This window comes from Actinomadura hibisca NBRC 15177 (assembly GCF_001552635.1).
Lineage (GTDB): Bacteria > Actinomycetota > Actinomycetes > Streptosporangiales > Streptosporangiaceae > Spirillospora > Spirillospora hibisca.
Genome location: NZ_BCRO01000020.1, coordinates 24430 through 51335, shown reverse-complemented (window position 1 = coordinate 51335; position 26906 = coordinate 24430). Strand labels below are relative to the sequence as shown.

Annotated in this window: 22 protein-coding genes and 2 tRNA genes; 11 read left to right on the top strand and 13 right to left on the bottom strand. The window is 73.3% G+C overall.

The window, feature by feature from the left end:
• Positions 1-85 precede the first annotated feature (85 nt).
• Both AH6_RS10300 and AH6_RS10295 read right to left on the bottom strand, forming a co-directional pair.
• Positions 86-2539, bottom strand: a complete 2454-nt coding sequence (locus AH6_RS10300) for an ATP-binding protein (protein ID WP_067477572.1) — start codon at positions 2537-2539, stop codon at positions 86-88.
• Between the two features lie 239 nt (positions 2540-2778).
• Positions 2779-2852: transfer RNA gene (locus AH6_RS10295), tRNA-Gly, on the bottom strand.
• Positions 2853-3030: 178 nt separating this feature from the next.
• Between AH6_RS10295 and AH6_RS10290 the strand changes: the two genes are divergently transcribed.
• A tRNA-Pro gene (locus tag AH6_RS10290) sits at positions 3031-3104 on the top strand.
• 47 nt (positions 3105-3151) lie between these two features.
• Here the strand turns inward: AH6_RS10290 and AH6_RS42250 are convergent.
• Positions 3152-3367: a hypothetical protein gene (locus AH6_RS42250; protein ID WP_083982563.1), complete on the bottom strand. Its 216-nt coding sequence runs from the start codon at positions 3365-3367 to the stop codon at positions 3152-3154.
• Between the two features lie 108 nt (positions 3368-3475).
• Between AH6_RS42250 and AH6_RS10285 the strand changes: the two genes are divergently transcribed.
• The 3 genes from AH6_RS10285 to AH6_RS10275 are packed head-to-tail and all read left to right on the top strand — an operon-like array spanning position 3476 to position 5889.
• Positions 3476-4084 (top strand): TetR family transcriptional regulator, encoded by a 609-nt coding sequence (locus AH6_RS10285; RefSeq protein WP_169807827.1) that lies wholly within the window; start codon positions 3476-3478, stop codon positions 4082-4084.
• Positions 4085-4088: 4 nt separating this feature from the next.
• Positions 4089-4841 carry an SDR family NAD(P)-dependent oxidoreductase gene (locus AH6_RS10280; protein WP_067477425.1) on the top strand — a complete coding sequence of 251 codons (753 nt, stop codon included), beginning with the start codon at positions 4089-4091 and terminating at the stop codon, positions 4839-4841.
• Positions 4842-4854: 13 nt separating this feature from the next.
• A complete protein-coding gene (locus AH6_RS10275; RefSeq protein WP_067477422.1) occupies positions 4855-5889 on the top strand; it encodes an NAD(P)-dependent alcohol dehydrogenase in 1035 nt (344 codons plus the stop codon).
• A gap of 3 nt (positions 5890-5892) precedes the next feature.
• Here the strand turns inward: AH6_RS10275 and AH6_RS10270 are convergent, their stop codons facing one another.
• Positions 5893-6393: a hypothetical protein gene (locus AH6_RS10270; protein WP_067477419.1), complete on the bottom strand. Its 501-nt coding sequence runs from the start codon at positions 6391-6393 to the stop codon at positions 5893-5895.
• Between the two features lie 55 nt (positions 6394-6448).
• Complete coding sequence (gene alaS, locus AH6_RS10265; protein WP_067477416.1) at positions 6449-9082, bottom strand: alanine--tRNA ligase; 2634 nt, start codon at positions 9080-9082, stop codon at positions 6449-6451.
• A gap of 197 nt (positions 9083-9279) precedes the next feature.
• Here alaS and AH6_RS10260 point away from each other — a divergent pair, with 197 nt between their 5' ends.
• Positions 9280-9720: a hypothetical protein gene (locus tag AH6_RS10260; RefSeq protein ID WP_067477413.1), complete on the top strand. Its 441-nt coding sequence runs from the start codon at positions 9280-9282 to the stop codon at positions 9718-9720.
• Here the strand turns inward: AH6_RS10260 and AH6_RS10255 are convergent, their stop codons facing one another.
• Together AH6_RS10255 and AH6_RS10250 are read right to left on the bottom strand one after the other, a co-directional pair.
• On the bottom strand, positions 9721-10044 hold the full coding sequence (locus AH6_RS10255) for an HAD family hydrolase (RefSeq protein WP_067477410.1): 324 nt from the start codon (positions 10042-10044) through the stop codon (positions 9721-9723).
• 106 nt (positions 10045-10150) lie between these two features.
• On the bottom strand, positions 10151-10417 hold the full coding sequence (locus AH6_RS10250; protein WP_067477407.1) for an HAD family hydrolase: 267 nt from the start codon (positions 10415-10417) through the stop codon (positions 10151-10153).
• Between the two features lie 91 nt (positions 10418-10508).
• Between AH6_RS10250 and AH6_RS43620 the strand changes: the two genes are divergently transcribed.
• A complete protein-coding gene (locus AH6_RS43620) occupies positions 10509-11135 on the top strand; it encodes a hypothetical protein (protein WP_067477404.1) in 627 nt (208 codons plus the stop codon).
• A complete protein-coding gene (locus tag AH6_RS43615; RefSeq protein ID WP_067477401.1) occupies positions 11132-12436 on the top strand; it encodes a nucleotidyl transferase AbiEii/AbiGii toxin family protein in 1305 nt (434 codons plus the stop codon). Before AH6_RS43620 ends, AH6_RS43615 begins: the two co-directional genes overlap by 4 nt.
• Positions 12437-12512: 76 nt before the next feature.
• On the opposite strand, the gene AH6_RS10235 is transcribed toward AH6_RS43615, so the two are convergent.
• The 3 genes from AH6_RS10235 to AH6_RS10225 form a co-directional block, all read right to left on the bottom strand.
• Positions 12513-14348, bottom strand: coding sequence for a glycosyl hydrolase family 18 protein (locus AH6_RS10235; RefSeq protein ID WP_083982561.1), 1836 nt, complete (start codon positions 14346-14348; stop codon positions 12513-12515).
• A 215-nt stretch (positions 14349-14563) separates the two neighbouring features.
• The gene (locus AH6_RS10230) at positions 14564-14950 is read right to left on the bottom strand and encodes a tautomerase family protein (RefSeq protein WP_067477398.1); all 387 of its coding nucleotides are present in this window, start codon (positions 14948-14950) and stop codon (positions 14564-14566) included.
• A gap of 54 nt (positions 14951-15004) precedes the next feature.
• Complete coding sequence (locus tag AH6_RS10225) at positions 15005-15475, bottom strand: MarR family winged helix-turn-helix transcriptional regulator (RefSeq protein WP_067477395.1); 471 nt, start codon at positions 15473-15475, stop codon at positions 15005-15007.
• Between the two features lie 63 nt (positions 15476-15538).
• Here AH6_RS10225 and AH6_RS10220 point away from each other — a divergent pair, with 63 nt between their 5' ends.
• Entirely contained in the window at positions 15539-15949 is a 411-nt protein-coding gene (locus AH6_RS10220) for a cupin domain-containing protein (RefSeq protein ID WP_067477392.1), read from the top strand.
• A 77-nt stretch (positions 15950-16026) separates the two neighbouring features.
• Here the strand turns inward: AH6_RS10220 and AH6_RS10215 are convergent, their stop codons facing one another.
• Both AH6_RS10215 and AH6_RS10210 read right to left on the bottom strand, forming a co-directional pair.
• Entirely contained in the window at positions 16027-16677 is a 651-nt protein-coding gene (locus tag AH6_RS10215; protein WP_067477390.1) for a LuxR C-terminal-related transcriptional regulator, read from the bottom strand.
• Entirely contained in the window at positions 16641-17930 is a 1290-nt protein-coding gene (locus tag AH6_RS10210) for a sensor histidine kinase (RefSeq protein WP_245679256.1), read from the bottom strand. The genes AH6_RS10215 and AH6_RS10210 overlap by 37 nt, the downstream gene beginning before the upstream one ends.
• A 205-nt stretch (positions 17931-18135) precedes the next feature.
• Between AH6_RS10210 and AH6_RS10205 the strand changes: the two genes are divergently transcribed.
• Positions 18136-20652, top strand: coding sequence for a Tex family protein (locus AH6_RS10205; RefSeq protein ID WP_067477387.1), 2517 nt, complete (start codon positions 18136-18138; stop codon positions 20650-20652).
• Between the two features lie 144 nt (positions 20653-20796).
• Positions 20797-23610, top strand: a complete 2814-nt coding sequence (locus tag AH6_RS42240; RefSeq protein WP_169807826.1) for an ABC transporter substrate-binding protein — start codon at positions 20797-20799, stop codon at positions 23608-23610.
• Positions 23611-23624: 14 nt separating this feature from the next.
• Here the strand turns inward: AH6_RS42240 and AH6_RS10195 are convergent, their stop codons facing one another.
• Positions 23625-24830 (bottom strand): DMT family transporter, encoded by a 1206-nt coding sequence (locus AH6_RS10195; protein ID WP_157431390.1) that lies wholly within the window; start codon positions 24828-24830, stop codon positions 23625-23627.
• Between the two features lie 304 nt (positions 24831-25134).
• On the opposite strand from AH6_RS10195, the gene tig reads away from it, so the two are divergent.
• Complete coding sequence (gene tig / locus AH6_RS10190) at positions 25135-26637, top strand: trigger factor (protein ID WP_067477384.1); 1503 nt, start codon at positions 25135-25137, stop codon at positions 26635-26637.
• Positions 26638-26906 lie beyond the last annotated feature (269 nt).

The window sequence follows — 26906 nt, the reverse complement described above, 5'->3', positions numbered from 1 at the left end:
GGCGGGCTGCACGGGCATCGGGAGACGGTCCCCGTATTGGAGGGCGGCCTCCCTATATCGGGTGGGCGTTCTCCCTAGGGAGTCCCTATCCCAGCCGGGCGGCCTCGTGACGCGTGCGGACGCCGAGCTTGGCGAGGATGGCCGAGACGTGGTGTCCGGCGGTCTTTTCCGAGATGTGCAGCCGTTCGGCGATTTCGATGTTGCGCAGGCCCTCGCGCAGCAGGTCGAGGACGTCGGCCTCGCGCGCGGTGAGGCCGTGCGGGTGGGCGAGGGTGGCGCGGCGGGGCGCGCGCAGGCCGCGCTCGCGCATGAGCCGTGCGGCCATGTCGGCGGCCGGACGGGCGCCGAGGCGCTCGAAGACGCCGAGCGCCTCGCGCAGATGCGCCTCGCTACACGTTAAAGACATCGCGGCCTCATACGGGCAGCCGATGGCTTCCCAGGCGCGCGCGCCCGCGACCGGGTCCAGCCGGTACGGTTCGGCGGCGTCCTCGTGCGCGCCCGCGGGCGGGTCGTCGAGGAACTGCTCCAGCTCGCCGATCGCCCAGCCGTGCCGCAGCCGCACGGCGAGGTCGTAGGTGTCGCGGACGAGCGGGCCGGTCGGGCGGGCCTCGAAGCGGGCGAATTCGGCGCGCCCGGCGGCGGCGGGCCAGAGGCGCTGGAGGTCGCCGGTGCGGACGGCGAGCCGCCACGCCTCGTCGAGCGGCTCGGCCGCGCCGGGCTCGCCGCGCCGCACGCGGAGCCGCCCGAGGACGGTGAGCGCGACGATGCGGGCGGGCGCGGCACCCTCCAGTTCGGTCTGCGCGAGGACGGTCGCGGCCTCGTCCCACTCGCCGCGCTCGAACAGGCAGCGGGCGAGCCAGGCGCTGCTGTAGCGGCGGTTGCGGTCCAGGTCGCGGACGGTGCACCAGTCGACGGCCTTGCGCAGCCACTCCTCGGCGACGGCGTAGCGGCGGATCTCCCCGGCGCCGGACCCGAGGTTGGACAGTGCCGACGCCACGCTCACCTCGTCCCCGACGCGCAGCGCGATCTCGACGGCGCGCGTCAGGTGGCTCTCCGCGCGGTCGGGCTCCTGGAACCACGTCGCCGATCCGACGGCGTTCAACGCGCGCGCGAGCAGCGCGCGGTCGCCATACCGCTCGGCGAGGTCCACGGCGCGCTCGCCGGTCTCGATCGCGGCGGGGATCTCGCGCGCGTACATGAGCAGGAACGCCGACCAGGTGAAGGCGGCGGCGAGCGCGGGGCCGGGCGGCAGGCTGCGGGCGAGGTTCAGAGCCTCGGCGACGGCGGCGCGGGCGGCGGTGGAGTCGCCGGTCAGCCAGAGGAAGTGCGCGGTGCGGGCGAGCAGCGCGGCGGCGCGCCAGCACTCCAGCGCCTCGCGGGAGACCTCCAGGGCACGGTCGTCGCGGTCCAGGCGGGTGCAGGCCTCGGCGTAGCGTTCGAGCAGTTCGGCGCGGTCGCGCGGCTCCAGCAGGTCGGCGTGGTCGAGGGCCTGGCGCAGATGGTCGGCGGCCTGCCGGTTCGCGCTCACCGCGAAGGCGCGCTCGGCAGCGGCGGGCGCGTGCACCAGGACGGCCGCGACGTCGCCGGCCTCGGCGGCGTGGTGGGCGAGTCGCGCCGGGTCGGCGCCGCGGCGCGCGAGGTCAGCGCGGGCGCGGGCGTGCAGGGCGGCGCGGCGGGCGGGCGGCACGGCGTCCTCGACGGCGAGCCGGGCCAGCTCATGGCGGAACCGCACCCGGCCGCCCTCGCGAACGACGACGCCCGCGCCGACGCAGGCGTCCACCGCTTCGGGGGCGGCCTGCACGAGCGGCAGCAGCGTGTGCCCGGGGAAGATCGCGATGGCGTCGAGCGCGGCGCGCGCCTCCTCGTCGAGCGCCGCCGCGCGCGCGAGGACGGCGTCGCGGACGGTGCCGGGCACCGTCCGGCCGGGGTCGGCGAGCGCCTCGGTGACGAAGAAGGGGTTCCCGCCGGTGCGGGCGTGCAGGCGTTCGGCCGCCGGGCCGTCCGCCCCGGCGAGCGCCGCGACGCCCTCCAGCGACAGCGGCGGCAGCGCGAGCCGCAGCACCGTCCGGTCGGTGGCGAGCGCGCCGAGGACGGCGAGCAGCGGATGGCCGGGGCCGACCTCGTCGGCGCGGTAGGTGACGACCAGCAGGCCGCTGGTGCCGGCCATCCGGCGCCCGGCGAACACCAGCAGGTCGAGGGTGGCCTCGTCGGCCCAGTGCGCGTCCTCCACGACCGCGATCGCCGGCCGCGCCAGCCGGTCCAGGAAGGCGGTGAACAGTTCGTGCCGGGAGTTCTCGGCGGCCATCGCGGCGGCGAGGTCGCCTCCGGCGGCGCGGGCGATGTCGTGCAGCGGCCCGAGCGGCCGCGGCGTGCGCAGCGCGTCGCAGGCGCCCCACAGGGCGCGGCGTTCGTCCTGCTCGCAGAAGGCGCGCACCAGCGCGGTCTTGCCGATGCCCGCCTCGCCCGACACCAGCACGACGCGGCCCGCGGGGCACGACCGCAGCTCGTCCAGGAAGCCCGCCCGCTCCAGCAGCTCCATGCCGGGCATTCTCACACGGACCGGACGAGGACGGTCTCTCCGCGGCCGGGCCCGGTCAGGCCCGCCGTCCACTCCGTGCATGTGAGGACGCGCTCCATCAGGACTGCGTGCAGCTTGGATCGTCGCAGCCGTCGGACAGCACGACGCCACTGATGGAAGATGAGCCAGGACGCCCGCTGATCGCGTCAGGTCCGGGTACCCCATCTCGGGGCGGCGTGATCAGGAGCCTGGTGGAACTCTGGAGCGGGTGACGGGAATCGAACCCGCGTAGCCAGTTTGGAAGACTGGGGCTCTACCATTGAGCTACACCCGCGTCGGCCGGTCGTGCCCTGGTCGGGGCCGCGATCGCCATGCCGTAGCGTACAGGGTTTCGCGGGTGTTCGTGATCCCGGCGCGGCCGGTGGGGGCGAATGCCGGGTTGGACGAGGCGTCCGGCGCTGATCGGCACTACACTTCAGCGGGTCGCCTTGGTTCGATCGTGCCTCGGCGGGCGGGCTGTAGCGCAGTTTGGTAGCGCACCGGCTTTGGGTGCCGGGGGTCGTGGGTTCAAATCCCGCCAGCCCGACGTAGATCGACGCCCTCTTCCACCTGGTGGGAGGGGGTTTCTTCGTATCAGCTCGTGTCCACTGAGTTCTGCTGGCCCGGGTAGCCCGGTTTCTGGCCTGGTAGGCCCACCTGTTCGTCGTACAACGTTCCCGCTGTTGCCGGACGGTCCGGCGGGTCCGGTAGGTCGGGCGTCGGGGGCGGGTTCTCTTCGGCGTCCACGGACGGGCCCGCGTTGACGCCCTGTTCTTCGATCAGGTCCGGTTCCTGCTTCTCCTCGGGCATGAGGTGGCCTGTACCCCCTGGGTGGCGCGGTGAACATCGGGGTTTGGTCTGTTTTGTCCCAAGGGGACTTGTGGCTCAATGCGACATTTTGCGAGCTACGGTGGAAGTGTGAAGGTCGCGGAGGGGCGCCGGGAGCGCAAGGTCACGCGGACCCGGCGCATCCTCGCCGAGGCCGCGCTCGGGCTGGTGCGCGAGCGGGGGTTCGACGCCGTCACCGTGCAGGAGATCGCCGAGCACGCGGATGTCTCGCGGCGCACGTTCTCGCGGCATTTCGCCGGGATCGACGACGCGCTCGTCGAGCCGCTGCGTGTCGACTTCGTCCAGATCAACGACGCGCTCGCCCTCCGTCCGGTTGATGAACCGCCGCTGCTCGCCTACCGCAACGCCGTGGCCGGATGGCTCGCCCGCGACGACGCCTGGCACCGCCGGGACGCCGTGCTGGAGCTGTTCCGGCTCATGGCCGAACGGCCCGCGCTGCTGGAGGCCTTTCATCGGGTGGGGGCTGTGGCTGAGGACGAGACCGTTGTGGTCTTGGCCGCGCGCATGGGGGTCGGGCGTGACGATCTTCGGCCTGCGGTGCTCGCGGCCGTCGGGGCTGGAGCCTTGAGGGTCGGGGTGCGGGTCTGGTGGAGCGCGCCCGGTCTGGACCTGCCCGTCGTGGTGGCGCGCGCTTTCGACGCCCTGCTTGGGGAGCAGGGCGTCCATCTGGGGGGATGAACGTATGGACGAGGAATTTGCCGGCAAGGTCGCCCTGGTGACCGGGGGAGCCTCCGGTATTGGGCTTGCCGTCGCCAAGCGGCTGGGCGCGGGCGGTGCCACGGTCGTGGTCGCCGACCGGGACCAGGAGGGCGCGCTCAAGGCCGTCAACGAGCTGGAGATCGACGGCGCGAAGGCCGCGGCCGTCGCGCTGGACGTCGCCGACGCCGCGTCGGTCAAGGACGCGGTGCACTTCACCGTGGAGACCTACGGCGCGCTCCACCTGGCCGTCAACAACGCCGGGATCAGCGTCCCGCCCGCGCCGATCGGGGAGACCGACCCCGAGACGTGGCGGCGGGTCATCGACATCAACCTCAGCGGGGTCTTCTACTCGTTGCGGTACGAGCTGCCCGAGATCGTGCAGGCCGGGGGCGGGGCCGTGGTCAACATGGCGTCGATCCTGGGCACCAACGGTTTCGCGGGCGCGGCCGCCTACGTCGCGGCCAAGCACGGCGTCGTCGGGCTCACCAAGACGGCGGCGCTGGAGTACGCGGCGCAGGGCGTGCGGATCAACGCGGTGGGGCCGGGCTTCATCGACACCCCGCTGCTCAAGGAGGCCGACCAGGAGAAGCGGGAGCTTCTGATCTCGCTGCATCCCGAGGGGCGGCTCGGCCGCGCCGAGGAGGTCGCGGAGGTGACCGCGTTCCTGTTGTCGGACAAGGCGTCCTTCGTCCAGGGCAGTTACCACCTGGTCGACGGCGCGTACTCGGCTCGCTGAGAGGGGGAGGACGATGAAGGCTGTTCAGTACCGCGAGGTGGGGAAGGCCCCCGAGGTCGTGGAGGTGCCCAAGCCCGAACCCGGGCCGGGGCAGGTGTTGTTGAAGGTGACGGCGGCCGGGGTGTGCCACTCCGACATCGCCGTGATGAGCTGGCCGGAGGTCCCGTTCCCGCTGCCGCTGACGCTGGGCCACGAGGGCGCGGGCACCGTCGCCGAATTGGGCGACGGTGTCACGGGCGTGGAGATCGGCGACTCGGTCGCGGTGTACGGGCCGTGGGGCTGCGGCATCTGCGCCATGTGCGCCCAGGGCAAGGAGAACTACTGCCTGCGCGCCGGTGAGCTCGGCATCCGCCCGCCGGGGCTCGGCGCGCCCGGCGCGATCGCCGAGTACATGCTGGTGGACGACCCGCGCCACCTCGTCCCGCTCGGCGGGCTCGACCCGGTCGCCAACGTGCCGCTGACCGACGCGGGCCTCACGCCGTACCACGCGATCAAGAGTGCGCTGCCGCGCCTGCTGCCGGGCGGCACCGCCGTGGTGATCGGCACCGGCGGGCTCGGGCACGTCGCTATCCAGCTGCTGCGCGCGCTCAGCCCGGCCCGGGTGATCGCGCTGGACGTCACCGAGGAGAAGCTGGAGCTGGCCCGCCGCGTCGGCGCGCACGACGCCGTGCTGTCCGACGCCGACGCGGCCGGCAAGGTGCGCGAGCTGACCGGCGGCCTGGGCGCGCAGGCGGTGTTCGACTTCGTCGGCGCGCAGCCGACCGCCGACCTCGCCGCCGCCGTCGCCGGGACCGAGGCTGAGGTGGCGATCGTCGGCATCGGGGGCGGCGCGGCCAAGGTCGGCTTCGGGATGCTCGCCTACGACGCGGCGGTCCGCGCCCCGTACTGGGGCAGCCGCGCCGAGCTGGTCGAGGTGCTGGACCTCGCCCGCGCCGGGGCGATCAACGTGCACGTGGAGACCTACGGCATCGACGACGCGCCGCTGGCCTACGAGCGGCTGCACGAAGGCAAGATCAACGGCCGTGCGGTGATCCTGCCCAACGGCTGACCGCTACCGCGTCGGGGAGGTCGCGAGCGTTCCGGCCCGGACCTCCCCGAGCGTGGTCGCGACCGTGCCGACCACCTCGTGCAACGCGTCGCGCAGCGCCTCGGCGGCGGGACGGTGCGCGGCGGCGTCCGGCACGTCGGCGATCTCCAGCAGGGGGACGACGTCGGCGAGCGTCCCGCGCAGCCAGCCCATCGGGTCCTGCGTCAGCTCGGCGGAGAAGGTCCGCCGTCCCGGCTCGTCGCCGACCATCCCGGGGTGGTGGTGCATCCGGTCCTTGGTGCCGGGCCCGCCCGCCACCGACTCCAGGAAGTCGCCCCGCCAGACGGCGCGGTCCACGACGACGGCCTGGGAGGCGTTCGGCGAGCCGCGCCAGGGCCGCTGCTCCAGCAACCGCAGCTCGACCCGCACGCCGCGCTCGTCGCCGCCCCGGTCGGGATCGGGGTCGCGCAGGTAGACGTCCTCGACGGTGACGGCCAGGGTCTCGAAACAGAACACGCGCAACACCGGCGGCTCCCTCCGCTGTCCTTGAAGCGGACGATACGCCGCAAAGCGGGCATGGTCATCCGGTCAGGGTCCGCCGGGCCGTCCGCGCCGCCAGCTCGATCGCCTCGCCCAGCTTCTCCGGACGACGGCCGCCCGCGTTCGCCACCGCGCCCTTGCCGCCGGTCCCGCCGCCGACCGCCCGCGCCGCCTCCCGCAGCAGCGCGCTCGCCGGGACGCCGACCGCCCCGGACGTCACCGCCGCCACCAGCAGCGCCCGCCCGCCGTCGGCGGTGCCGAGCACCACCGCGCCGGGCCGCCGCTCCAGCACCCGCGCCGCCAGCGGGCGCAGGTCGTCGCCGGACACGTCGGGCACCGCCCGCGCCACCAGCCAGCCGCCGTCCAGCCGCTCCGCCTCGCGCACCAGGCCGTCCGCGCGCCTGCCGAGGTCGGCCGCGCGCAGTTTCTCCAGGTTGCGCTGCGCCTTGGCCAGCACCTCCAGGCGCTGCCGCAGGCGGCCCGGCGCGTCGTCCGCCGGGACCTGCAACAGGTCGGCCAGCTCTGCCAGCAACACCTGCTGGTGATCGACGTGGCGGAGCGCGTCGGGGCCCGTCAGCGCCTCGACCCTGCGCAGGCCCGTGCCGACCGACGACTCGCCCAGCAGATGCACCGGGCCCGCCTGCGCGCCGTGCGCCACGTGCGTGCCGCCGCACAACTCGCGCGACGCCGCGCCGATGTCCACGATCCGCACTCGGTCGCCGTAGCGCTCGCCGAACAGCGCGAGCGCGCCCGCCTCCTCCGCCGTCGCCCGGTCGGCCTCCCACACGCGGACTTCGGGATCGGCCAGCAGGTAGTCGTTGACCAGGGTCTGGACGGTGCGCAACGTCTCCCGGCCCAGCGGCGCGAAGTGCGCGAAGTCGAACCGCAGGCGGCCCGGCTCCACGCGCGAGCCCCGCTGCGTCGCGTGCTCGCCCAGCACCCGGCGCATCATCGCGTGCAGCACGTGCGTCGCGCTGTGCGAACGCGCGATCGCCGCGCGGCGGTCGGCGTCCACGACCGCTTCGGCCGTCGTGCCCGGACGCACCTCGCCTTCCAGCACTTGAACCGTGTGCACGTGCAGGTCGTCCATGCCGTGCCGGGTGTCCAGCACGCGCAACAGCGCACCGTCGCCGGTGCGCAGTGTCCCGGTGTCGCCGATCTGGCCGCCCGCCTCCGCGTAGAACGGCGTACGGTCGAGCACCACCTCGATCCGCTCGCCCGGACCCGCCGACGCGACGGGGCCGGTGTCGCCCAGCAGCGCCAGCAGCCTGGTCTCGGCCGTGGTGGTCTCGTAGCCCACGAACGTGGTCGGGCCGTGCTCGGTGACGATCCCGCGATACAAATCCTGCCGCGCGACGGCCGAGTTCTTCTTGTCCCGGCCGCCCTCGCGCGCCTGGCTGCGCCGCTGTTCCAGCAGCGTCTCCAGCTCGTCCTCGTCCACCGTCAGGCCCGCCGAGCGCGCCGCGTCCAGCGCCAGCTCGACGGGGAAGCCGCGGGTGTCGTTGAGTTCGAAGACCGTGCGCGCCGGGAGAACACCGTCCGCCTTGCGGATCGCGCTCTCCAGCACCCGCGAGCCGTGCCGCACCGTGCGCTCGAACCCCTCTTCCTCGGCCGTGACGACCTGCCGGATCAGCTCGCGCCGCTCGACCAGCTCGGGCCACGCCTCGCCCAGCGTGTCCACGACGCTGCCGGTCAGCAGCGGCAGCACCGGCTCATCGACGCCCAGCAGCCGCGCGTGCTGGATCGCGCGCCGCGCCAGCCGCCGCACCACGTAGCCCGCGCCGTCCGGCGACGGCAGCGCGCCGTCGGCGATCAGGAACACGATCGAGCGCGCGTGCTCGGCGACGATCCGGAACGACACCGACTCCTCACCGCCGCCGCGCCCCCGGTAGGCGCGTCCCGCCAGCTCCTGCACGCGCAGCAGCGTCGGCGCGACAAGGTCGGTCTCGCAGATCGAGTCCACGCCTTGCAGGATCGCCGCGAGCCGGTCCAGGCCGAGGCCGGTGTCGATGTTGCGCGTGGGCAGCTTCCCGACGATCGGGTAGCCGTCCTTATCGCCGCCCGGACCGCGCAGGCTCTGCATGAACACGAGGTTCCACAACTCCTGGTAGCGCTCGCCGTCCACCGCCGGGCCGCCCTCGCGCCCGAACGCCGGACCCCGGTCGTAGTGCAGCTCCGACGACGGGCCGCACGGCCCCGGAACACCCATCGACCAGTGGTTGTTGGCCATCCCGAGCCGCTGGATCCGCTCGGCCGGGACGCCGATCCGGCGCCAGACGCGCTCGGCCTCGTCGTCGTCCAGGTAGACGGTCACCCACAGCCGGCCGGGGTCCAGGCCGTAGTGGCGGGTCAGCAGCTCCCACGACCAGGGGATGATCTCGTCCTTGAAGTAGTCGCCGAACGAGAAGTTGCCGAGCATCTCGAAGAACGTGCCGTGCCGCGAGGTGCGGCCCACGTTCCCGATGTCGGAGGTGCGCGCGCACTTCTGCACCGACGCCATGCGCCGGTGCGGGGGCGTGCGCTCGCCCAGGAAGCAGGGCTTGAACTGGTTCATGCCCGCGTTGGTCAGCAGCAGCGTCGGATCGGACGGCACCAGCGGGCTGGACGGCACGACGCGGTGGTCGCGCTCGCGGAAGAAGTCCAGGAAGGTCGAACGGATGTCAGCAGAGCGCATGGGACGGCCTCACGAGGTCGATGGGATGACGGCGCACACCGCCGAGCCGGGCCGGGCACGACTGCTCGTCCCCCAGCTCGGCGCGGCTAGCTCGCCGCCCCACCTCGTGAAAGGCCATCGGATCTTCCTGCTCGTGACGTCCTGAAGCCTCCACGGTAGGCGACCGACCGCAGATCGGTCACCTGGATAATCGAGCCATGCGCGCCTACCCCTACGTCGGCCCCGCCGACCTGCTCGCAGCGGTGGACGGGCCGGGCGGCGTGCCCCTCGGGGAGATGGGCGACCGGGACGCCGACGAGCCGTTCACCTACGTCGTCGCCCTGGACGGAACCCTGCTGCTCGCACCCCAGCGCAGCGAGCACGTCGCATGCGCGGGCGGTGCGCCCGTGCTCGCGGCAGGCGAGATCACCTTCGCCGGGGGAGAGGTCGTCGAGGTCTCTAACCAGTCCACCGGCTACTGCCCTGGCCCGGAGTCGTGGCCCGCCGTCGCCGCCGCGCTCGACCGCGCCGGGCTGCGCCACCCCGACGGCTTCACCGCCGAGTACGTGTTCCGACGCTGCGGTGCCTGCGGGCAGCTCGCCATCGTCAAGGACGACCACTACGTGTGCGCCGTCTGCGACGCGCCGCTGGAGCGCTGACTACAGCAGTGCGGGCAGGTCGATCAGCGTGGTGATCCGGGGGACCGGCAGGCCCTCCGGCGGCCGGGTGTTCAGGCGGTCCAGCCAGACGCCGCGCAGGCCCGCCGACGTCGCGGCCGTCGCGTCCACGTCCAGCCGGGCCAGCTTGGCGCGTTGCTGGGTGGCTTCCCCGTTGGTGACCACGCCGAGCCGGAGCCCGGCCAGCCCCGCCAGCGCGGGCGCGACGTCGGGGAACGCGCGCCACCTCGCCTCGTAGCGGGCCAGGTAGGAGGCGAACCACGCGTCGGCGCGGGCGTCCTCCCACTCGTCTAGGGCCTGTCTCAAAGGCCTCAGCCACCGCGCGAGTGACTAACTGTCCCGGCGGGGCGAAGCCGAAGGCGAGCCCCGCCGCGACAGATCGCGAAGCGATGTGGCACTCGCCAAGGCACGGTCAGGGGGCGAGCCGCCAGGCGAGCCCCCTGGGCCGGGACTTTGAAACACTGCCTAGCCCCAGCTCGCGCGCGAGGGTCTTCACCCGGAAGCGGCGCTGCTCGGCGAACGTCAACTCGCCCGCCAGATACCGGTCCACGCCCAGGTCGTTCAGCTCCGCCCAACGCGTGGCGTCCGCGTCCGGCTGGACGTCGGTCAGCGCGTCGGCCGCCGCCCCCGCGTGGTCCAGCAGCGTCCCGTCCAGGTCGAACAGCACCGCCTCGATCATGCGGCGCGGAATGTCAGCAGGCTCCTCCGGTCCACTGTTCCGACGATAAACCGGTGTCCCGTTGTCAGTGGGGTTTGGGAGCATCTGTGACGTGGACTTCACCGGCGACTTCGAGACCCACCTGACCGTCTCCTGCCCCGCGGCCGAGATCGACGCGGTCGAGCGGTGGGCGGCGGAGCGCGGGCTCAAGTTCGCCCACATCGTGCTGGACCGGGGCCGGGTGCCCTCCCAGCCGATGCTGACCCTGCGCACGCGCGGCACGCTGGACGCCGCGCGGGCGCGGGCCGAGGACGTGGCGGCGCGGCTGCGCGCCGACGGCCACCCGGTGACCCGGCTCAAGATCGAGGCGTCGCCGTTCAACGCCGGGGTGCCCGAGCACGACGCCGACGCGCCCGACCCGGGCCGCTACTACTTCGAGCACCACGTCAAGCTCCTGCTGGACCCGGCCGCCGACACCGCCGCCCTCGCCGCCGCCGCGCGCCCGCACGCCGCGCACCTGTCGCGCAACGCCCGCCGCGTCCGCGCCGACGGGCGGCACGAGCGGTTCGTCACCCAGCGCTGCCGCGGCGTCGGGTCGCGCACCGCCGTGCGGCGGCTGGAAGCGCTGGTGGCCGCGCTGGACGGCCACGAGATCGTCTCGGTGGAGCGGGAGTACGTGGTGTTCGACGGCGACGCCTCGCTGGACGACGGCTGGATCGAGGAGGAGACCCGCCCATGACCGAGGACCGGTGGGACGAGCTGGGCTGGGGCCCCTGGGAGGACAAGCGGTTGCCGCCGAGGCCCCCGACGCCGGAGGAGAGCAAGAGGCTGGGCCTGCCGCCCACCCTGCTGCCGGTGCCGGGCACCGTGCAGCTGCCGGTGTTCGACCCCGCGCTCAAGCAGCACACCAAGGCGATGCGCGCCGGGGAGCCGAGCTTCCCGTCCCAGGAGCAGCAGACGCGCTGGTACGAGGCCCGACGGCGCGCGGTGGACCACGTGCTCGCGGCGATCGCCGCCTCGCGCTGGGGCGAGCACCTGGTGCTGCGCGGCAGCGTGCTGCTGCGCGCCTGGTACGGGCTTCCGGCGCGCGAGCCCGGCGACCTCGACTTCGTGGTGGTCCCGCAGGAGTGGGGCGTCTACGACGAGCGGTCGGTGGCGATGTTGCGCGGCGTCGCGCAGGCCGCCGAGGACATGTCCCTGCGCGACTCCGGCGACCTGGTCACGCTCGTCGCCGACGACGCGCTCTACTCCGACATCTGGACCTACGACCGGGTGCCGGGCCGCCGCCTGGTGCTGCCGTGGGAGGCCGGAGGGCTGCCGCGCGGCACCGTCCAGCTCGACTTCGTGTTCAACGAGGCGCTGCCCGCCCCGCCCGCGCTGACCGAGGTCCCGCGCGCCGACGGCGGCGAGCCGCCGCTGCTGAACGCCGCCACCCCCGAGCTGTCGCTGGCCTGGAAGCTCCAGTGGTTGCTCGACGACGTCTACCCGCAGGGCAAGGACCTCTACGACGCCTGGCTGCTGGCGGTGCACACCCGGCCGTCCTACCGGATGTTGCTCGACGTCCTGGTCCGGGGCGAGCCCGCGCACGCCGGATCCCCGCCGACCGCCGACACCCTCCGCGGGCTGGAGGTCGACTGGGACGAGTTCCGCAAGGAGTACCCCGGCGTGCAGGGCGACGCCGACGACTACAAGCGGATGCTCGCCGACGCCCTGGAGCCGATGTTCGCCGAGGCCGACGCCCTGCCGGACAACGGGTACGAGCGGCGTGCCCTGCTCATGGCCCCGCACGTCGCGGAGTACCGCGAGCTGCGCGACCGCTCCGGCATGGACGAGGTGTGGCGGCGGCTGGCCGACCTGCGCCTGGTGGACGCTGTTGTCATCGCCCGCGAGCTACAGGGCCGGGAGAGCGCGGGCCTGGCGGAGACGGCCAAGCAGATCGTGACGGAGACCCAGCGGCTGCTGCCCAACCACTGGAGTTCCGGCTACCACCGCCGCAACCCCGGCAGGGTGGCGGAGGCCGTGGCCGAGCTGGAGGGCTGAACGCGGAGGAGCCCCCGACCGCGCGTCCGTGCGGTCGGGGGCCCCGTCCAGGTCTCGGCCGAACCCGGGAGGTTGGTCAGCCGAGGCCGTTCCTGAGGGCGGTGATCAGCTCACCGCCGGTGGTGTCCCCGCTCAGCTCCCAGAAGAAGGAGCCGCCGAGGCCCTGCTGCTTGACGTAGGCGGTCTTGCCGCCGAGCGTGGCCGGGGTGTCGTAGCTCCACCACTGGTCGCCGCACTTGGCGTAGGCCGTGCCGGCGACGGTGCCGGTGGCCGGGCAGCGGGTCTTGAGGACCTTGTAGTCCTCGATGCCCGCCTCGTAGGTGCCGGGCGCGGGCCCGGTGGCCGAGCCGCCGGGGGCCGCCTGGGTGACGCCGGTCCAGCCGCGCCCGTAGAACCCGACGCCGAGCAGCAGCTTGCTCGCCGGGATGCCCTTGGACTTCAGCTTCTGGATCGCGGCGTCGGAGTGGAAGCCCTCGATCGGGATGCCGGGGTAGGAGGTGAGGGGGGAGTGCGGCGCGGTGGGGCCGGTCTTGTCCCAGGCGCCGAAGAAGTCGTAGGTCATCGGCAGGTACCAGTCCACGTACTGGGCCGCGCCGCCGTAGTCGGCCGCGTCGATCTTGCCGCCGGAGGTGCCGTCGGCGGTGATCGCGGCGGTGACCAGGTTGCCCGACCCGAACTTGGCGCGCAGCGCCTGCATCACGTTGCGGAACGCGGCCGGGCCGCTGGTGTCGCAGGTGAGGCCGCAGGCGTTGGGGTACTCCCAGTCGATGTCGATGCCGTCGAACACGTCGGCCCAGCGCGGGTCCTCCACCAGGTCCAGGCAGGACTGGGCGAAGGCCGCCGGGTTCTGCGCCGCCTGGCCGAAGCCGCCCGACCAGGTCCAGCCGCCGAACGACCAGAGCACCTTCAGGTGCGGGTGCTTCTTCTTCAGCTTGCGGAGCTGGTTGAACGAGCCGCGCAGCGGCTGGTCCCAGGTGTCGGCGACGCCGTCCACGCTCTCGGCGGCGCTGTAGGCGCGGTCGTAGTCGGCGTAGGAGTCGCCGATGGTGCACTTGCCGCCCTGCACGTTGCCGAACGCGTAGTTGATGTGGGTGAGCTTGGCGGCCGAGCCGCTGGTGTCGATGTTCTTGACGTGGTAACCGCGCTGGTAGACGCCCCACTGCGCGAAGTAGCCGATGACCTTCTGGCCCGCCGGGCCGGGGGTGTCGCCCGCGTCGGTGGTGACCGACAGCGCGTTGGAGGCGGGGGACTGGTTGCCCGCGGCGTCCCGGGCCTTGACGGTGAAGGTGTAGGCGGTCTTGGGGCTCAGGCCCGAGACGGTGACGCTGGTCGCGGTGCCCGAATCGACCTTGGTGCCGCCCTGGTAGACGTCGTAGCCGGTCACGCCGGTGTTGTCGGTGGCGGCGTTCCAGGCCAGCGAGACGCTGGTCGCCGTCTTGCCGGTGGAGCGCAGGTTGCCCGGCGCGGTGGGAGCCTGCGTGTCGTCGCCGGGGCCGGTCGAGCCGTCGCAGGACGCGCCGTTGACCTTGCAGCCGGAGATCCAGCCGGGACCGGTGCCGCCGAACCCGAACGAGACCGACGCGCCCGCGCCGACCGCGCCGTTCCAGCCGACGTTGGTGAAGGTGTAGGAGTTGCCGGACACGGTCTTGGTCGCATCCCAGGTGGAACCGACGCTGGTCCCGGCGGGGAGGGTGAACTCGACCTTCCAGCCGTTGAGTGCCGTCGCCGTGCCGTTCTTGACGGTGCACTTGCCCTCGAAGCCCGAGCCCCAGTCGGCGGTCTTGGTGCAGGTCGCGGTGACCGCGGCCGCCGCCGTGGCGGGTGGGGGAAGGGCGATCAGGGTGCCGCCGGCGGTCAGGACCGCCGCCGCGGCGAGCGCGCCGCCGCGCCGCCGGGTCGCTCTGGTGGACATGATTCTCCGATCAGTTCGCGCCCCCGAACCAACAGGAATCTCGGCCTATTCATTAGGAAACTTTCCTAAGAATTGCGCTGATGGTAACCGGCCGCGCACGGCCCTTCAAGGGGGTGCGGGCACGCTCGCGCCCCGCCTCGGCGGTGGTCCGGTCGCCTGCCAGGGGACGTACGGTCGCGCTGCGGAGAAAAGACGCGGCGAAAACTCGTCCGGCGCTACAGCCGGACGGGGTAGGTGAGCGCGAGCTCGTCCCCGGGGACGCCGCGGATGCCCCAGTTGACCTGGGGCGTCTCGATGATCGTGATCTCAAGGTCGGCCGCGTCCAGGCCGAGCCCGCCGGTCAGCTCCCGGTACAACGTGCGGATCAGCGCGCGCTTGGCGTCGGGCGTGCGGCCCTCGAAGCAGAGGATCTCCAGGATCAGGTAGCGCTCGCCGCGCCCCGGGACGATCCAGTCCTCGGCCTCCAGCAGCAGGAAGCGGTGGAAACGTTTGTCCTCGGGCAGCTTCCACGCCTCGTGGAGGGACGCCTGCACCAGGTCGGAGACCTCCTGCTGCCGCCCCGCCCACGCCGAACGCCGCCCGTAGACCTTCACCTGGCTCATGACCGCCCCCTCCGGAAGATGATCAGCTCATCGTAGGGGGCCGCCCGGAACGCCTCACATGCCGCCGAACCACCCTGGCGCGTCCAGCCGCCACAACTCGGCGGGGGTCATCTCGGTGAGGCCCGCCTCCAGCGCGCGCAGCTGGTCGTCGCCCAGCTCGGCGGCCCAGCGCGCGCGGATCTCGTCGAAGATCCGCGCCGACCGGGCCAGGGCGTCCACGCCGTGGGCGGTGAGGCGGACGACCTTGCGGCGGGCGTCGCGGGGGTCGGTGCCGCGCTCGACGTAACCGGTCCGCTCCAGGGCGTCCACGGTCTTGCCCGCCGCCTGCTTGGAGACGCCCAGCGTGCGGCCCAGCTCGACGGCGGTGGTGCCGTCCGGGCCGATCGCCTGGAACACGAAGCCGTGCATGGGCTTGAGGTCGGGATGGCCCTGCCGGGCCAGCTCGGCGTGCGCCTCGTCGATGATCGTGCGGAAGGCCAGGAACAGGCGCAGCGGCAGCACGAACCCGGGCGGGTCACTTGACATGACGGACAACCTCGTTGACTATTTGGACAACCACGTTGTCCAAATTAGCAGAGGACGCCCCCCATGACCGTGATCCGTTCCGCCGACGCCCGCCGCACCGAGACCCCCAACGGCGTCATGACCACCCTCGCCTCGCCCACCCAGGGCGGCACCGGCCTCGCCCTCTGGCAGGCCGCGCTGCACCCCGGTGCGACCGGCCCCCGGCACGCCTTCGACGCCGAGCAGGTGTGGACCTGCCTGGCCGGGGGCGCGTCGGTCGAGCTGGACGGCGAGCGCCTGGCCGTCGCCGAGGGCGACACGCTGGTGCTGCCCGCGGGCCTGCCGCGCCAGATGACCGCCGGGCCCGACGGCTTCACCGCCGTGGTCACCGCCACCGCCGGGACGCGCGCCTACAACCCGGTGCCGGAGGAGGCCGACGCGTGCGAGCTGGCCCCCAAGGGCGCCGAGCGCATCGTCCCGCTGTGGGTCCGCTGAGCCCGCAAGCCCACTGAGCCCGCAAGCCCACTGAGCCCGCAGGCCCGCTGAGCCCACGGGCCTGCCAGGGCGGCCCGCTAGGACGGCCCGCCGAGGTAGGCCAGCACCGCCAGCACGCGGCGGTTGTCGTCCTCGGAGACCACCAGGCCCAGCTTGGTGAAGATGTTGTTGGTGTGCTTGCTGATCGCCTTCTCGGTGACGAACAGCGCCGCGGCGATCGCGGCGTTCGAGCGGCCCTCGGCCATCAGCCCCAGCACCTCGCGCTCGCGCGGGGTGAGCTGCTGCAACGGCTCCTCGCGGGCGCGGCGGGTCAGCAGCTGGGCGACCACGTCGGGGTCGAGCGCGGTGCCGCCGCCCGCCACGCGGCGCACCGCGTCCACGAACTGCGCCACGTCCGACACCCGGTCCTTCAGCAGGTAGCCGATGCCGCCGGAACTGTCGGACAGCAGCTCGCGCGCGTAGAGCTGCTCCACGTGCTGCGACAACACCAGGATCGGCAGGCCCGGGATGCGCGAGCGGGCCTCCAGCGCCGCGCGCAGCCCCTCGTCGGTGAAGGTCGGCGGCAGCCGAACGTCCACCACCGCCACGTCCGGCTGGTGCTCCACCAGGGCCCGCACCAGCGACGGGCCGTTGTCCACCGCCGCCACCACCTCGAACCCGTACGCCCCGAGCAGGCGGATCAGCCCGTCCCTCAGCAGGGCGAGGTCTTCGGCGAGGACGACGCGCACGGCAGCTCCATGGTCACGAGGGTGGGCCCGCCCGGCGGGCTGGTGACCGCCATCGTGCCATCGAACGCCGCCAGCCTGCGTTCGATGCCGCGCATTCCCGACCCCGCCGCCGGGTCCGCGCCGCCCGCCCCGTCGTCCCCGACGATCATCTGGAGGCGGTCGCGGGCCTGCTCGATCTGCACCCAGGCGCGCTCGGCGCCGCTGTGCTTGACCACGTTGGCCAGCATCTCGGCCACCGCGAAGTAGGCGGCCGACTCCACCGGCGCCTCGGCCCGTCCGGGCAGGTCGATCACGACGTCCACCGGCAGCGGCAGGCGCAGCGCCAGCGCGCGCACCGCGCCGTCCAGCCCGCGTTCGGCCAGCACCGGCGGGTGGATGCCGCGCACCAGGTCGCGCAGCTCGGTCAGCGCCTGGCCGCTGGCGGCGCGCGCCTCGGCCAGCAGCTCCTGGGCGGTGTCGGGGTCGTGCTTCATGAGCTGCTCGGCCAGGCCGATGTTCATGCTGAGCGCCACCAGCCGGGCCTGCGCGCCGTCGTGCAGGTCGCGCTCGATGCGGCGCAGCTCGGCGGCCGAGGAGTCCACGGTGGCGGCGCGGGTCTCGGTGAGCCGCGCGACCCGGTCGGCCAGCGCGCCCCGCGTCGGGGCCAGCAACGACCGCGTGAACAGCGCGTGCGCCCTGAGCAGCCGGGGCCCGAGCGGCAGCGCCACCGCCGTCAGCAGCGGGCCCAGCACGAGGCAGCCGAGGATCCCGAGCACGCCCCAGTCGTCCAGCATCCAGAACGGGCCCCAGCCGTAGTCGGTCACCTGCGCCAGCCACGGCGCGACCAGCACGCCTTCCACCCCGTACACCAGCGCGGCGGCGGGCAGCAGCCCCAGCAGCAGCCCCACCGGGACGTTCACCAGGATCCACAGCAGATCCCGCCAGGTCGCCGGGTCGCGCAGCAACCACCACACCCACCGGGGCGACAACCGCGCGCCGGGCTCGGGCCGGTAGGGGAGCGGGATCGGCACGTCCGACCACTCGGCCGCCCACGCCCGCTGCTGGTTGGCCAGCGCCCGCAGCGCCAGCAGCGCCGCCGGGGCCAGCACCAGCCCGACCCCGACGGGGATCAGCGCCACCGACACCACCGAGAGCACGAACACCGCGATCCCGAGCTGCGACAACACCGCCTGGACCAGGCCGCGGAGGGCGGCGGTCGTCCCGCGCCGGGCCGTCGCCCCGAACCGGGCGGCCACGCCCTCGTCGTCGTTCACCGTCACTCCTTCGCCCGCCGGACGCCGCAACTGCCGCGACCTGCCCATTGTGCGAGCAAACCGGATGCCGGGGCAGTGGAGCTAGGTCCACTCTCCGGGCCGGACGGCCGGGCACCGGGCCGGGTTTCGACCGTGACGCGACAAGCGGGGCGGGTTCCCGGGAGAATGCACGGGCGACATCCAGGGGAGAAAGCGAATCGAACTCGTGACAGCCACCACCAGCCAGACCGCCACCGACCAGACCTCCGGGGGGACCGCGCCGGTCACCCGGCGGATCGCCGACGAGCTCGGCGTCCGCGAGGGCCAGGTCCGCGTGGCGGTGGACCTGCTCGACGGCGGGGCCACCGTCCCGTTCATCGCGCGCTACCGCAAGGAGGCCACCGGCGCCCTCGACGACGCGCAGCTGCGCGCCCTGGAGGAGCGCCTCCGCTACCTGCGGGAACTGGACGAGCGCCGCGGCGCGATCCTGGAATCGATCGAGTCCCAGGGCAAGCTGACCGACGAGCTGCGCGCGCAGCTCATGGCCGCCGACTCCAAGGCGCGGCTGGAGGACATCTACCTGCCCTACAAGCCCAAGCGCCGCACCAAGGCGCAGATCGCGCGCGAGGCCGGGCTCGAACCGCTGGCCGACCTGCTGCTGGACGACCCGTCCCACGACCCGCAGGCCACCGCCGCGTCCTACGTCGACGCCGACAAGGGCGTGGCCGACGCGACCGCCGCGCTGGAGGGCGCCCGCGCCATCCTCGTCGAGCGCTTCGCCGAGGACGCCGACCTGATCGGCGCGCTGCGCGAGCAGATGTGGACGCGCGGCCGCGTCGTCTCGCGCGTGCGCGAGGGCAAACAGGAGGCGGGCGCCAAGTTCGCCGACTACTTCGACTTCGCCGAGCCGTTCACCAAGCTGCCCTCGCACCGGATCCTGGCGCTGTTCCGCGGCGAGAAGGAGGAGGTCCTCGACCTCGACCTGTCGCCCGAGGAGAGCGAGCCCGAGCCGGGCGCGCGCAGCGCCTACGAGGTCGAGATCGCCCGCCGGTTCGGCATCACCGACCAGGGCCGCCCCGCCGACAAGTGGCTCGGCGACTGCGTGCGCTGGACGTGGCGCACCCGCGTCCTGGTGCACCTCGGCATCGACCTGCGCACCCGGCTGCGCCAGGAGGCCGAGGACGAGGCCGTCCGGGTGTTCGCCGCCAACCTGCGCGACCTGCTGCTGGCCGCGCCCGCCGGGACCCGCGCCACCATGGGCCTGGACCCGGGCCTGCGCACCGGCGTCAAGGTCGCGATCGTGGACGGCACCGGCAAGGTCGTGGCCACCGACACCATCTACCCGCACGAGCCGCGCCGCCGCTGGGACGAGTCGATCGAGACCCTCGCCCGGCTGGCCCGCGAGCACCACGTGGACCTGGTCTCGATCGGCAACGGCACCGCCTCGCGCGAGACCGACAAGCTCGCCGCCGACCTCATCGCCCGCCACCCCGACCTCAAGCTCACCAAGATCATGGTGAGCGAGGCGGGCGCGTCGGTGTACTCCGCCTCCGCCTACGCCGGGCGCGAGCTGCCCGGCATGGACGTCTCGCTGCGCGGCGCGGTCTCCATCGCCCGCCGCCTGCAGGACCCGCTGGCCGAGCTGGTCAAGATCGACCCCAAGTCGATCGGCGTCGGCCAGTACCAGCACGACCTGTCGGAGGTGAAGTTGTCGCGCTCCCTCGACGCCGTCGTGGAGGACTGCGTGAACGCCGTCGGCGTGGACGTCAACACCGCCTCCGCGCCGCTGCTGACCCGCGTGTCGGGCATCGGCGAGGGCCTCGCCGAGAACATCGTGGCCCACCGCGACGCCAACGGCCCCTTCCGCAGCCGCGCCGGGCTGCGCGAGGTGCCGCGCCTCGGCCCCAAGGCGTTCGAGCAGTGCGCGGGCTTCCTGCGCGTCCCCGCCGGTGACGACCCGCTGGACTCCTCGGCCGTGCATCCCGAGTCCTACCCGGTGGTGCGCCGCATCCTGGACGCCGCCGGGAGCGACATCAAGGGCGTCATCGGCAACACCGCCACGCTGCGGGCGCTGAAGCCCGCCGACTTCGTGGACGACACCTTCGGCCTGCCGACCGTCACCGACATCCTGGCCGAGCTGGAGAAGCCCGGCCGCGACCCGCGCCCGGCGTTCAAGACCGCGACCTTCAAGGAGGGCGTGGACAAGCTGTCGGACCTGGAGCCCGGCATGCTGCTGGAGGGCGTGGTCACCAACGTGGCGGCGTTCGGCGCGTTCGTGGACGTGGGCGTGCACCAGGACGGCCTGGTCCACATCTCCGCGATGTCGGACAAGTACGTCGCCGACCCGCGCGACGTCGTCAAGCCCGGCGACATCGTCCGGGTGAAGGTCCTGGACGTGGACCTGCCGCGCAAGCGCATCTCCCTCACCCTGCGGCTCCAGGACGAGGCCGACAAGCGCGGCGGCGGCGAGCGCGGCGGGGACGGGGAGCGGCAGCCCCGCCAGGGCGGTCGCGGCGGCGGGCAGAACCCGCGCGGCCAAGGCGGCGGCGGCCGTAACCAGGGCGGACGCGGCGGCCAGAACCGTGGCGGCGGCCAGGGCGGCGGCGGACGCGGAGGCCAGGGCGGCGGTCAGGGCGGCGGCCGGGGTGGTCAGGGCGGCGGCGGCAATAGCGCCATGGCCGACGCCCTGCGGCGCGCCGGACTCGACCAGGGCCTCCCGCGCCAGGACCGCAAGGGCCGCTGACCGGGAACCCCGGCCCTCCGGCGGGCGGGTCCGGACGCGGCGACGCGTCCGGACCCGCCCGCCGGTCTTTTCCGCCATGATCGTGCGACAGGCGGATCAATGCGGCATCCTGCTGACATCACACCGTCTGTTCCCGGGGGACCGATGCCGAGAGTCGTCGCACTACGCGCTCACGACCCCGAGCACATCGGCCCCTTCCGGCTGACCGGCTTCCTCGGCGAGGGCGGCCAGGGCGTCGTCTACCTCGGGGCGCGCGCGGACGGCACCGGCCCCGACTGCGCCGTCAAGCTGCTGCGCGCCCACCTGAACCACGACCCCCGCGCCCGCCGCCTGTTCGCCCGCGAGTTCGCCGTCGCCCAGCGGGTGACGAGCCCCTACACCGCGCGGATGCTGGACGCCGACGTCGCCTCCGACGTCCCCTACATCGCCAGCGAGTTCGTGGACGGCCCGGCGCTGGTGGACGAGGTGCGCGAGGCGGGCCCGCTGTCGGGCGCCGCGCTCGCCCGGCTGGCCTCGGGCACCGCCGAGGCGCTGGCGGCGGTGCACCGCGCCCAGCTCGTCCACCGCGACTTCAAGCCCGGCAACGTGCTGCTCGGCGCGGCCGGGCCCAAGGTGATCGACTTCGGCATCGCGCGGGCCCTGGACCTCACCGTGTCCACCAGCAGCGGGATCGTCGGCACCCCCGCCTACATGGCCCCCGAGCAGCTCGCAGGCGGCGACATCACGGCGGCGGCCGACCTGTTCGCCTGGGGCGGCAGCATGGTCTTCGCGGCCACCGGTACACCGGCGTTCGGGCTGGACTCCCTCCCGGCCATCATCAACCGCATCCTCAACCACCCGCCGGACCTGGGCGCGCTCCCGTCGCCGCTGCGCGAGGTGGCGGCCGAGTGCCTGGCCAAGGACCCCGCGCTGCGGCCGAGCGCCGAACAGGTCCTCGCCCTGCTGGGCCGGGCCGCGCCCGTGGACGAGGACACGTACGCGCCCCCGCAGCCGGTGCGGCTCACGAAGTCCGGCCCGCAACCGGTGCGGCTCGCCCAATCCGGCCCGCAGCAGGCGCCGTCCGCGTCACAACCCCTGCCGCCGCCCATGGCGCCCGTCCAGTACGGCCAGTACGGGCCGCCTCCCGTGCCGCAACACGCGCCGTTCGCCCCGTTCCAGCCGCCCACCACGCAGGGCTCGTCGTTGCCGGAGACGCTGCTCGGCTCCCGCCGCAAACGCCTCTCCGGCCCCGCGCTGTCCGCCCTGGCCGCCGCCGCCCTCGTCGTGCTCGTCATCACGGTCGTGACGATCGTGGTGAACACCCGCGACCCCGGCAACCAGTCCACGACCAAGGAGGCGGTCGCGGGCTTCAACGGAGCGCTCACCTCGGTCGCCAACCGCTCCGACAAGCGCGGCGGGACGCTGCGGCTGACGCACTCCGGCGACCTCGACTCCCTGGACCCCGCCGACTCCTACTACCTGCAGACCTGGGAGCTGGGCCAGCTCTTCCTCCGCCGCCTGATGACGCTCACCGGCCGCGAGTCCGACGGCCGTCCCGTCCCCGACCTGGCGAGCGCCGCAGGTCAGCCCAGCAGTGACTTCAAGACGTGGACCTACCGGCTCCGGCCCGGCGTGAAGTTCGAGGACGGCTCGCCGGTCACCGCCAAGGACGTCAAGTACGCCGTCGCCCGCACCTTCGACCGCACCGTGCACCCCGGCGGCCCCGCCTACTTCTCCCAGCTCCTGAACGCCGGCGGCTACCCGGGGCCCTACAAGCAGACCGACCTCGGCAAGTTCACCGGCGTCACCACCCCCGACGACGCCACGGTCGTCTTCCACCTCAAGCAGCCCTACAGCGAGTTCGACCAGATCGTGGCGCTCCCGCAGACCGCACCGGTGCCCCAGCCCAAGGACACCGGCACGAAGTACGGCGAACGTCCCGTCGCGACCGGCCCCTACCGCCTCCAGAACGTCGGGAACGGCTCGCTCACCCTGGTCCGCAACGAGCACTGGGCCGACGACCCGGTCCGCAAGCCGCTCGCCGACCGGATCACCGTCACGCGCGCAGAGAACGAGGACGCGCTCGCCAACGCGCTCTTCACCGGCAGCGCCGACCTGCCCATCGGCACCACCGGACTGAGCCCGGCCGCCTCCCAGCGCGTCATGGCCGACGCGAACCTGCGCGTCAACGCCGACGTCGCGCCCAACGGCTTCCTCAACTACCTCGCGCTCTCCACCAAGGTCGCGCCGCTGAACGACGTGCACTGCCGCCGCGCCGTGCACTACGCGATGGACCGCGCCTCCATGACCACCGCCTACGGCGGGACGAACACCGGCGACCCGGCCACCCACCTGATCCCGCCGAACCTCCCCGGCTCCCGCGCCAGCGACCGCTACCCGGCGGGCCGCGGCGGCGACCTGGCGCAGGCGCGGCGCGAACTCGCCGAGTGCAAGCAGCCGAACGGCTTCAGCACGACCATCGCGATGCGCTCGGACCGGCCGCGCGAGGCCGCCATGGCCGAGGTCCTCAAGTCCGCGCTGGCCAAGGTCGGGATCGTCGTCCGCATCCAGGGCTACCCCGCCGCCGACTACTTCACGAGGACCGCCGGCTCGCCCGCCTTCGTCCGGAGCAACAAGCTGGGCATCATGTTCGCCACGTGGGGGCCCGACTTCCCCACCGCGTCGTCCTTCCTCCAGCAGATCGTCGGCACCCGCGCCATCCCGGCGAGCGGCAACATGAACCTGGCCGAGCTGGTCGACCCCGCCGTCAACGGGAAGTTCGACGAGATCGCCCGCACCGCCGACCCCACCGCCCGCGCCCGCCTGGCCGGGGACGCGGCGGACACGGTCATGGAGCGGGCGGTGCTGGTGCCGGTGCTGTTCGCCAAGAACCTGCACTACCGGGGCGAGCACGCCACCAACGTCGCGGCCGACCGCTACTTCGGCGGCTACGACCTGACGGGCGTGGGCGTGCGCTGACCCTTTCGGGGACGCTAGGCGGGGGAGCCGGGCGGGCGGCGGCCCTGGTCGGCGGCGTCCGGCCCCTCCGGAGGGCGCCGCCCTTCCGGCGGACGGTGCCCCTCGCGCCAGTACGGGCCCTTGCCCAGCGGATCGTGCGCGTACGGGCTGCGCGGCGGCGGCACCTGGCCGGGACCGGACGCACCGGCGGGCGGACGGCCCTGCACCGGCGGCACCTGGTCCAGCGGCGGCACGTCGTAGGGCGTCGGGGCCGCCGCCAGGCCCAGCGACGAGACGCCCGAGGTCGGGCGGCCGAGCGCCGGGCCGCCGAACGGGTCCTGCGCGGGCGGCACGACCTCCTCGGGCTCGGGCAGGTCGTTGTCGGGGACCGGCCGGTGCCGCGGGAACTGCGCGACGGCCACCGCGCCCAGCACCAGCGCGCCCACCCGCAGCAGCGCGTGCGGGCCGTCGGAGGGCCACGCCTCGTCGTACATGAACGTGCCCATCAGCAGCAGGTAGGACTTGGCGCTGACGGTCATCACCGCCGCCACGATCGTCACCCGGCAGCGCTGGAACGCCGCCACCATGATGCCGAAGCCCAGCGCCGCCGCCAGCACCGTCACGTACGGGTAGGGCGTGGCCAGGATGCCGAGCCCGTCGGAGCTGGAGTCGCTCCACCCCTTGATGGCCAGCTCGGCGGTGCCCACCGGGAACCCCGAGGCCAGCCCGTAGGCGATGCCGGTCACCGGGCGGGCGTGCCGCCCGTCGGGCCGGTGGTCGCCCAGCACGATCAGCAGCAGCGGCACCACGATCGCGGGCCCGACCACCACCGCCAGCTTCCACGACGGCACGTCCACCGCCTCGATCGGCGGCGGGTTGCCGGTGGAGGCCACCAGCATCAGGATCGCCACGCCGATCAGCGCCAGACTCAGCCACTCGCGGGCGGTGAGCCGGTCGCCGAAGAAGACCATCGCGATGACCAGCAGCGGCACGACCCCGGACATGAAGATCGGGACGGCGATGCCCAGCGACACCTCGGTCAGCGCCAGGATCTGCAGGGTGAGCCCGCCCAGCACCAGGGCCAGCGCCACCAGGAAGACCCAGTTGCCGAGGATCGTCCAGATCATGTGCAGGATGCGGTTGCCGCGCAACGTCGCCATGCGGTCGGCCGCCAGCTTGAAAACGGCGAAACCGACGTAGTACAGCACGGTGGCACCAAAAGCCGCAGCTATCCCGTTCATCCCGGAAGAGTATGAGGGCTCGCGTGCTCCATGTCACATGCCCAGGTGACAGGGGCGGCGGGCCCGGCGGCGGGTCCCCGGCGGGCCGTCCCCGGTATCGGACGGCCGCCCGGCGGGTTCGGGGCGTCCCCGCCGGACGCCGATGTCCGCACCGACCGCCGGAACCCCATAGACTTGGCGCGCACAGGCGCGGAGCCGGTTCTTCGGCGTGCCCGCGCCTGTCTGAGAGCCTGAGAGACTGACTGGCTGAGTACGCGTCGAACGCCGCGGCCGAGACAGCGCCCGATCAAGGAGACACACCCCAGTGAAGACCGATGTCGAGGAGCTGACCCCCACGCGGGTCAAGCTCACCGTCGAGGTTCCGTTCGACGAGCTCAAGCCGAACCTCGACAAGGCGTACAAGGAGATCTCGCAGCAGGTGCGCATCAAGGGCTTCCGGCCCGGCAAGGTGCCCGCCCCGCTGATCGACAAGTACGTCGGCCGGGGTGCCGTCCTGCAGGAGGCCGTCAACGACGCCCTGCCCGAGCTCTACGGCCGCGCCGTCGAGGAGACCGAGATCTTCGTGCTCGGCCAGCCCGACGTCGAGGTCACCGAGCTCGACGACGGCAAGCAGTTCGCCTTCACCGCCGAGGTGGACATCCGGCCCAAGTTCGAGGTCCCCGACTACGACGGCCTGGAGGTCGTCGTCGACGACGCCGAGGTCACCGACGAGCAGGTCGAGGAGACCCTCGGCAACCTGCGCGAGCGCTTCGCCTCGCTGACCGCCGTCGAGCGGGAGGCGCAGGAGGGCGACTTCGCCACCATCGACCTGGTCGCCAGGATCGACGGCGAGGAGGTCGCCGACGCCTCCACCACCGGCTTCTCCTACGAGGTGGGCTCCGGCTCCGCCATCGAGGGCCTGGACGACGCGCTCACCGGCCTCAAGGCCGAGGAGTCGAAGACCTTCACCAGCACCCTGGCCGGCGGCGAGCACGCCGGCGAGGAGGCCGAGGTCACCGTCACGGTGCAGAACGTCAAGGTCAAGAACCTGCCCGAGGCCGACGACGAGTTCGCGCAGATGGCCTCGGAGTTCGACACCGTCGAGGAGCTGCGCGAGGACGTGCGCACCCGCCTCGGCCGCCAGGTCAAGCTCCAGCAGCTGTCGGACGCCCGGGACAAGGCCCTGGAGGCCCTCCTGGAGAAGGTCGACATCCCGCTGCCGGACCGCGTCGTCGACGAGGAGGTGTCCCGCCGCCACCAGCAGCTGGAGCAGCAGCTCCAGATGGCGGGCATGTCCAAGGAGGACTACCTCAAGGACGAGGAGAAGTCCGAGGAGGAGTTCGACGCCGACGTGGCCAGCGCCGCCCGCCAGGCGGTCAAGGGCGGCTTCGTCCTCGACCAGCTCGCCGTGCAGGAGGAGCTGGGCGTCGAGAACGAGGAGCTCAGCGAGTACGTGGTCACCCAGGCCATGCAGATGGGCGTGGCCCCGCAGCAGCTGGCCCAGTACCTCACCGAGAACAACCAGCTCCCGGCCATCGTGTCGGAGGTGCTGCGCAACAAGGCGCTGAACCTCATCGTCGAGCACATCGCGATCAAGGACGAGTCCGGCAACGTGATCGACGCCGAGGCCGTGCAGCGTGAGCTGAACGGCGAGACCGGCGAGACGGTCCAGGCCGGCGAGGCCGAGGTCGTCGCGGAGGCCGAGGAGATCGCCGACGCGACCGAGGCCGCCGCCGAGGCCGACGAGGCGGACGCCAAGGCCGCCCAGGACGCCAACGCCGAGGCCGCGGCCAAGGCCGACGCCGAGGACGCCAAGAAGGACGCCTGAGTCCTCAGCCGTCACGCGAGTGCCTGACTGGCCCGGTGAAGCGAAGCCGGAGGCGAGCTTCGCCGGGCCAGATCGCGAAGCGATGTGGCACTCGCCAAGTTCTGGTCAAGAGGTGAGCCGCTAGGCGAGCCTCTTGGGCCAGGACTCCGTTGAACACGAACCCCGTACCGAGGCCCGGTGCGGGGTGTTCCCGTTTACGGGATCTTGATGCCCGGATACGCCGCCAGCGAAAAGCCGCCCCCCCGGGCTTAAGCGGGGGGCCCAGCGCG

What these genes read in the sequence shown, in the direction of transcription:
- AH6_RS10300 (WP_067477572.1), bottom strand. Translation starts at nt 2,539, where the DNA reads ATGGAGCTGCTGGAGCGGGCGGGCTTCCTGGACGAGCTGCGGTCGTGC.
- AH6_RS42250 (WP_083982563.1), bottom strand. Translation starts at nt 3,367, where the DNA reads ATGCCCGAGGAGAAGCAGGAACCGGACCTGATCGAAGAACAGGGCGTC.
- AH6_RS10280 (WP_067477425.1), top strand. Translation starts at nt 4,089, where the DNA reads ATGGACGAGGAATTTGCCGGCAAGGTCGCCCTGGTGACCGGGGGAGCC.
- AH6_RS10275 (WP_067477422.1), top strand. Translation starts at nt 4,855, where the DNA reads ATGAAGGCTGTTCAGTACCGCGAGGTGGGGAAGGCCCCCGAGGTCGTG.
- alaS (WP_067477416.1), bottom strand. Translation starts at nt 9,082, where the DNA reads ATGCGCTCTGCTGACATCCGTTCGACCTTCCTGGACTTCTTCCGCGAG.
- AH6_RS10260 (WP_067477413.1), top strand. Translation starts at nt 9,280, where the DNA reads ATGCGCGCCTACCCCTACGTCGGCCCCGCCGACCTGCTCGCAGCGGTG.
- AH6_RS10250 (WP_067477407.1), bottom strand. Translation starts at nt 10,417, where the DNA reads ATGATCGAGGCGGTGCTGTTCGACCTGGACGGGACGCTGCTGGACCAC.
- AH6_RS43615 (WP_067477401.1), top strand. Translation starts at nt 11,132, where the DNA reads ATGACCGAGGACCGGTGGGACGAGCTGGGCTGGGGCCCCTGGGAGGAC.
- AH6_RS10235 (WP_083982561.1), bottom strand. Translation starts at nt 14,348, where the DNA reads ATGTCCACCAGAGCGACCCGGCGGCGCGGCGGCGCGCTCGCCGCGGCG.
- AH6_RS10230 (WP_067477398.1), bottom strand. Translation starts at nt 14,950, where the DNA reads ATGAGCCAGGTGAAGGTCTACGGGCGGCGTTCGGCGTGGGCGGGGCGG.
- AH6_RS10225 (WP_067477395.1), bottom strand. Translation starts at nt 15,475, where the DNA reads ATGTCAAGTGACCCGCCCGGGTTCGTGCTGCCGCTGCGCCTGTTCCTG.
- AH6_RS10220 (WP_067477392.1), top strand. Translation starts at nt 15,539, where the DNA reads ATGACCGTGATCCGTTCCGCCGACGCCCGCCGCACCGAGACCCCCAAC.
- AH6_RS42240 (WP_169807826.1), top strand. Translation starts at nt 20,797, where the DNA reads ATGCCGAGAGTCGTCGCACTACGCGCTCACGACCCCGAGCACATCGGC.
- AH6_RS10195 (WP_157431390.1), bottom strand. Translation starts at nt 24,830, where the DNA reads ATGAACGGGATAGCTGCGGCTTTTGGTGCCACCGTGCTGTACTACGTC.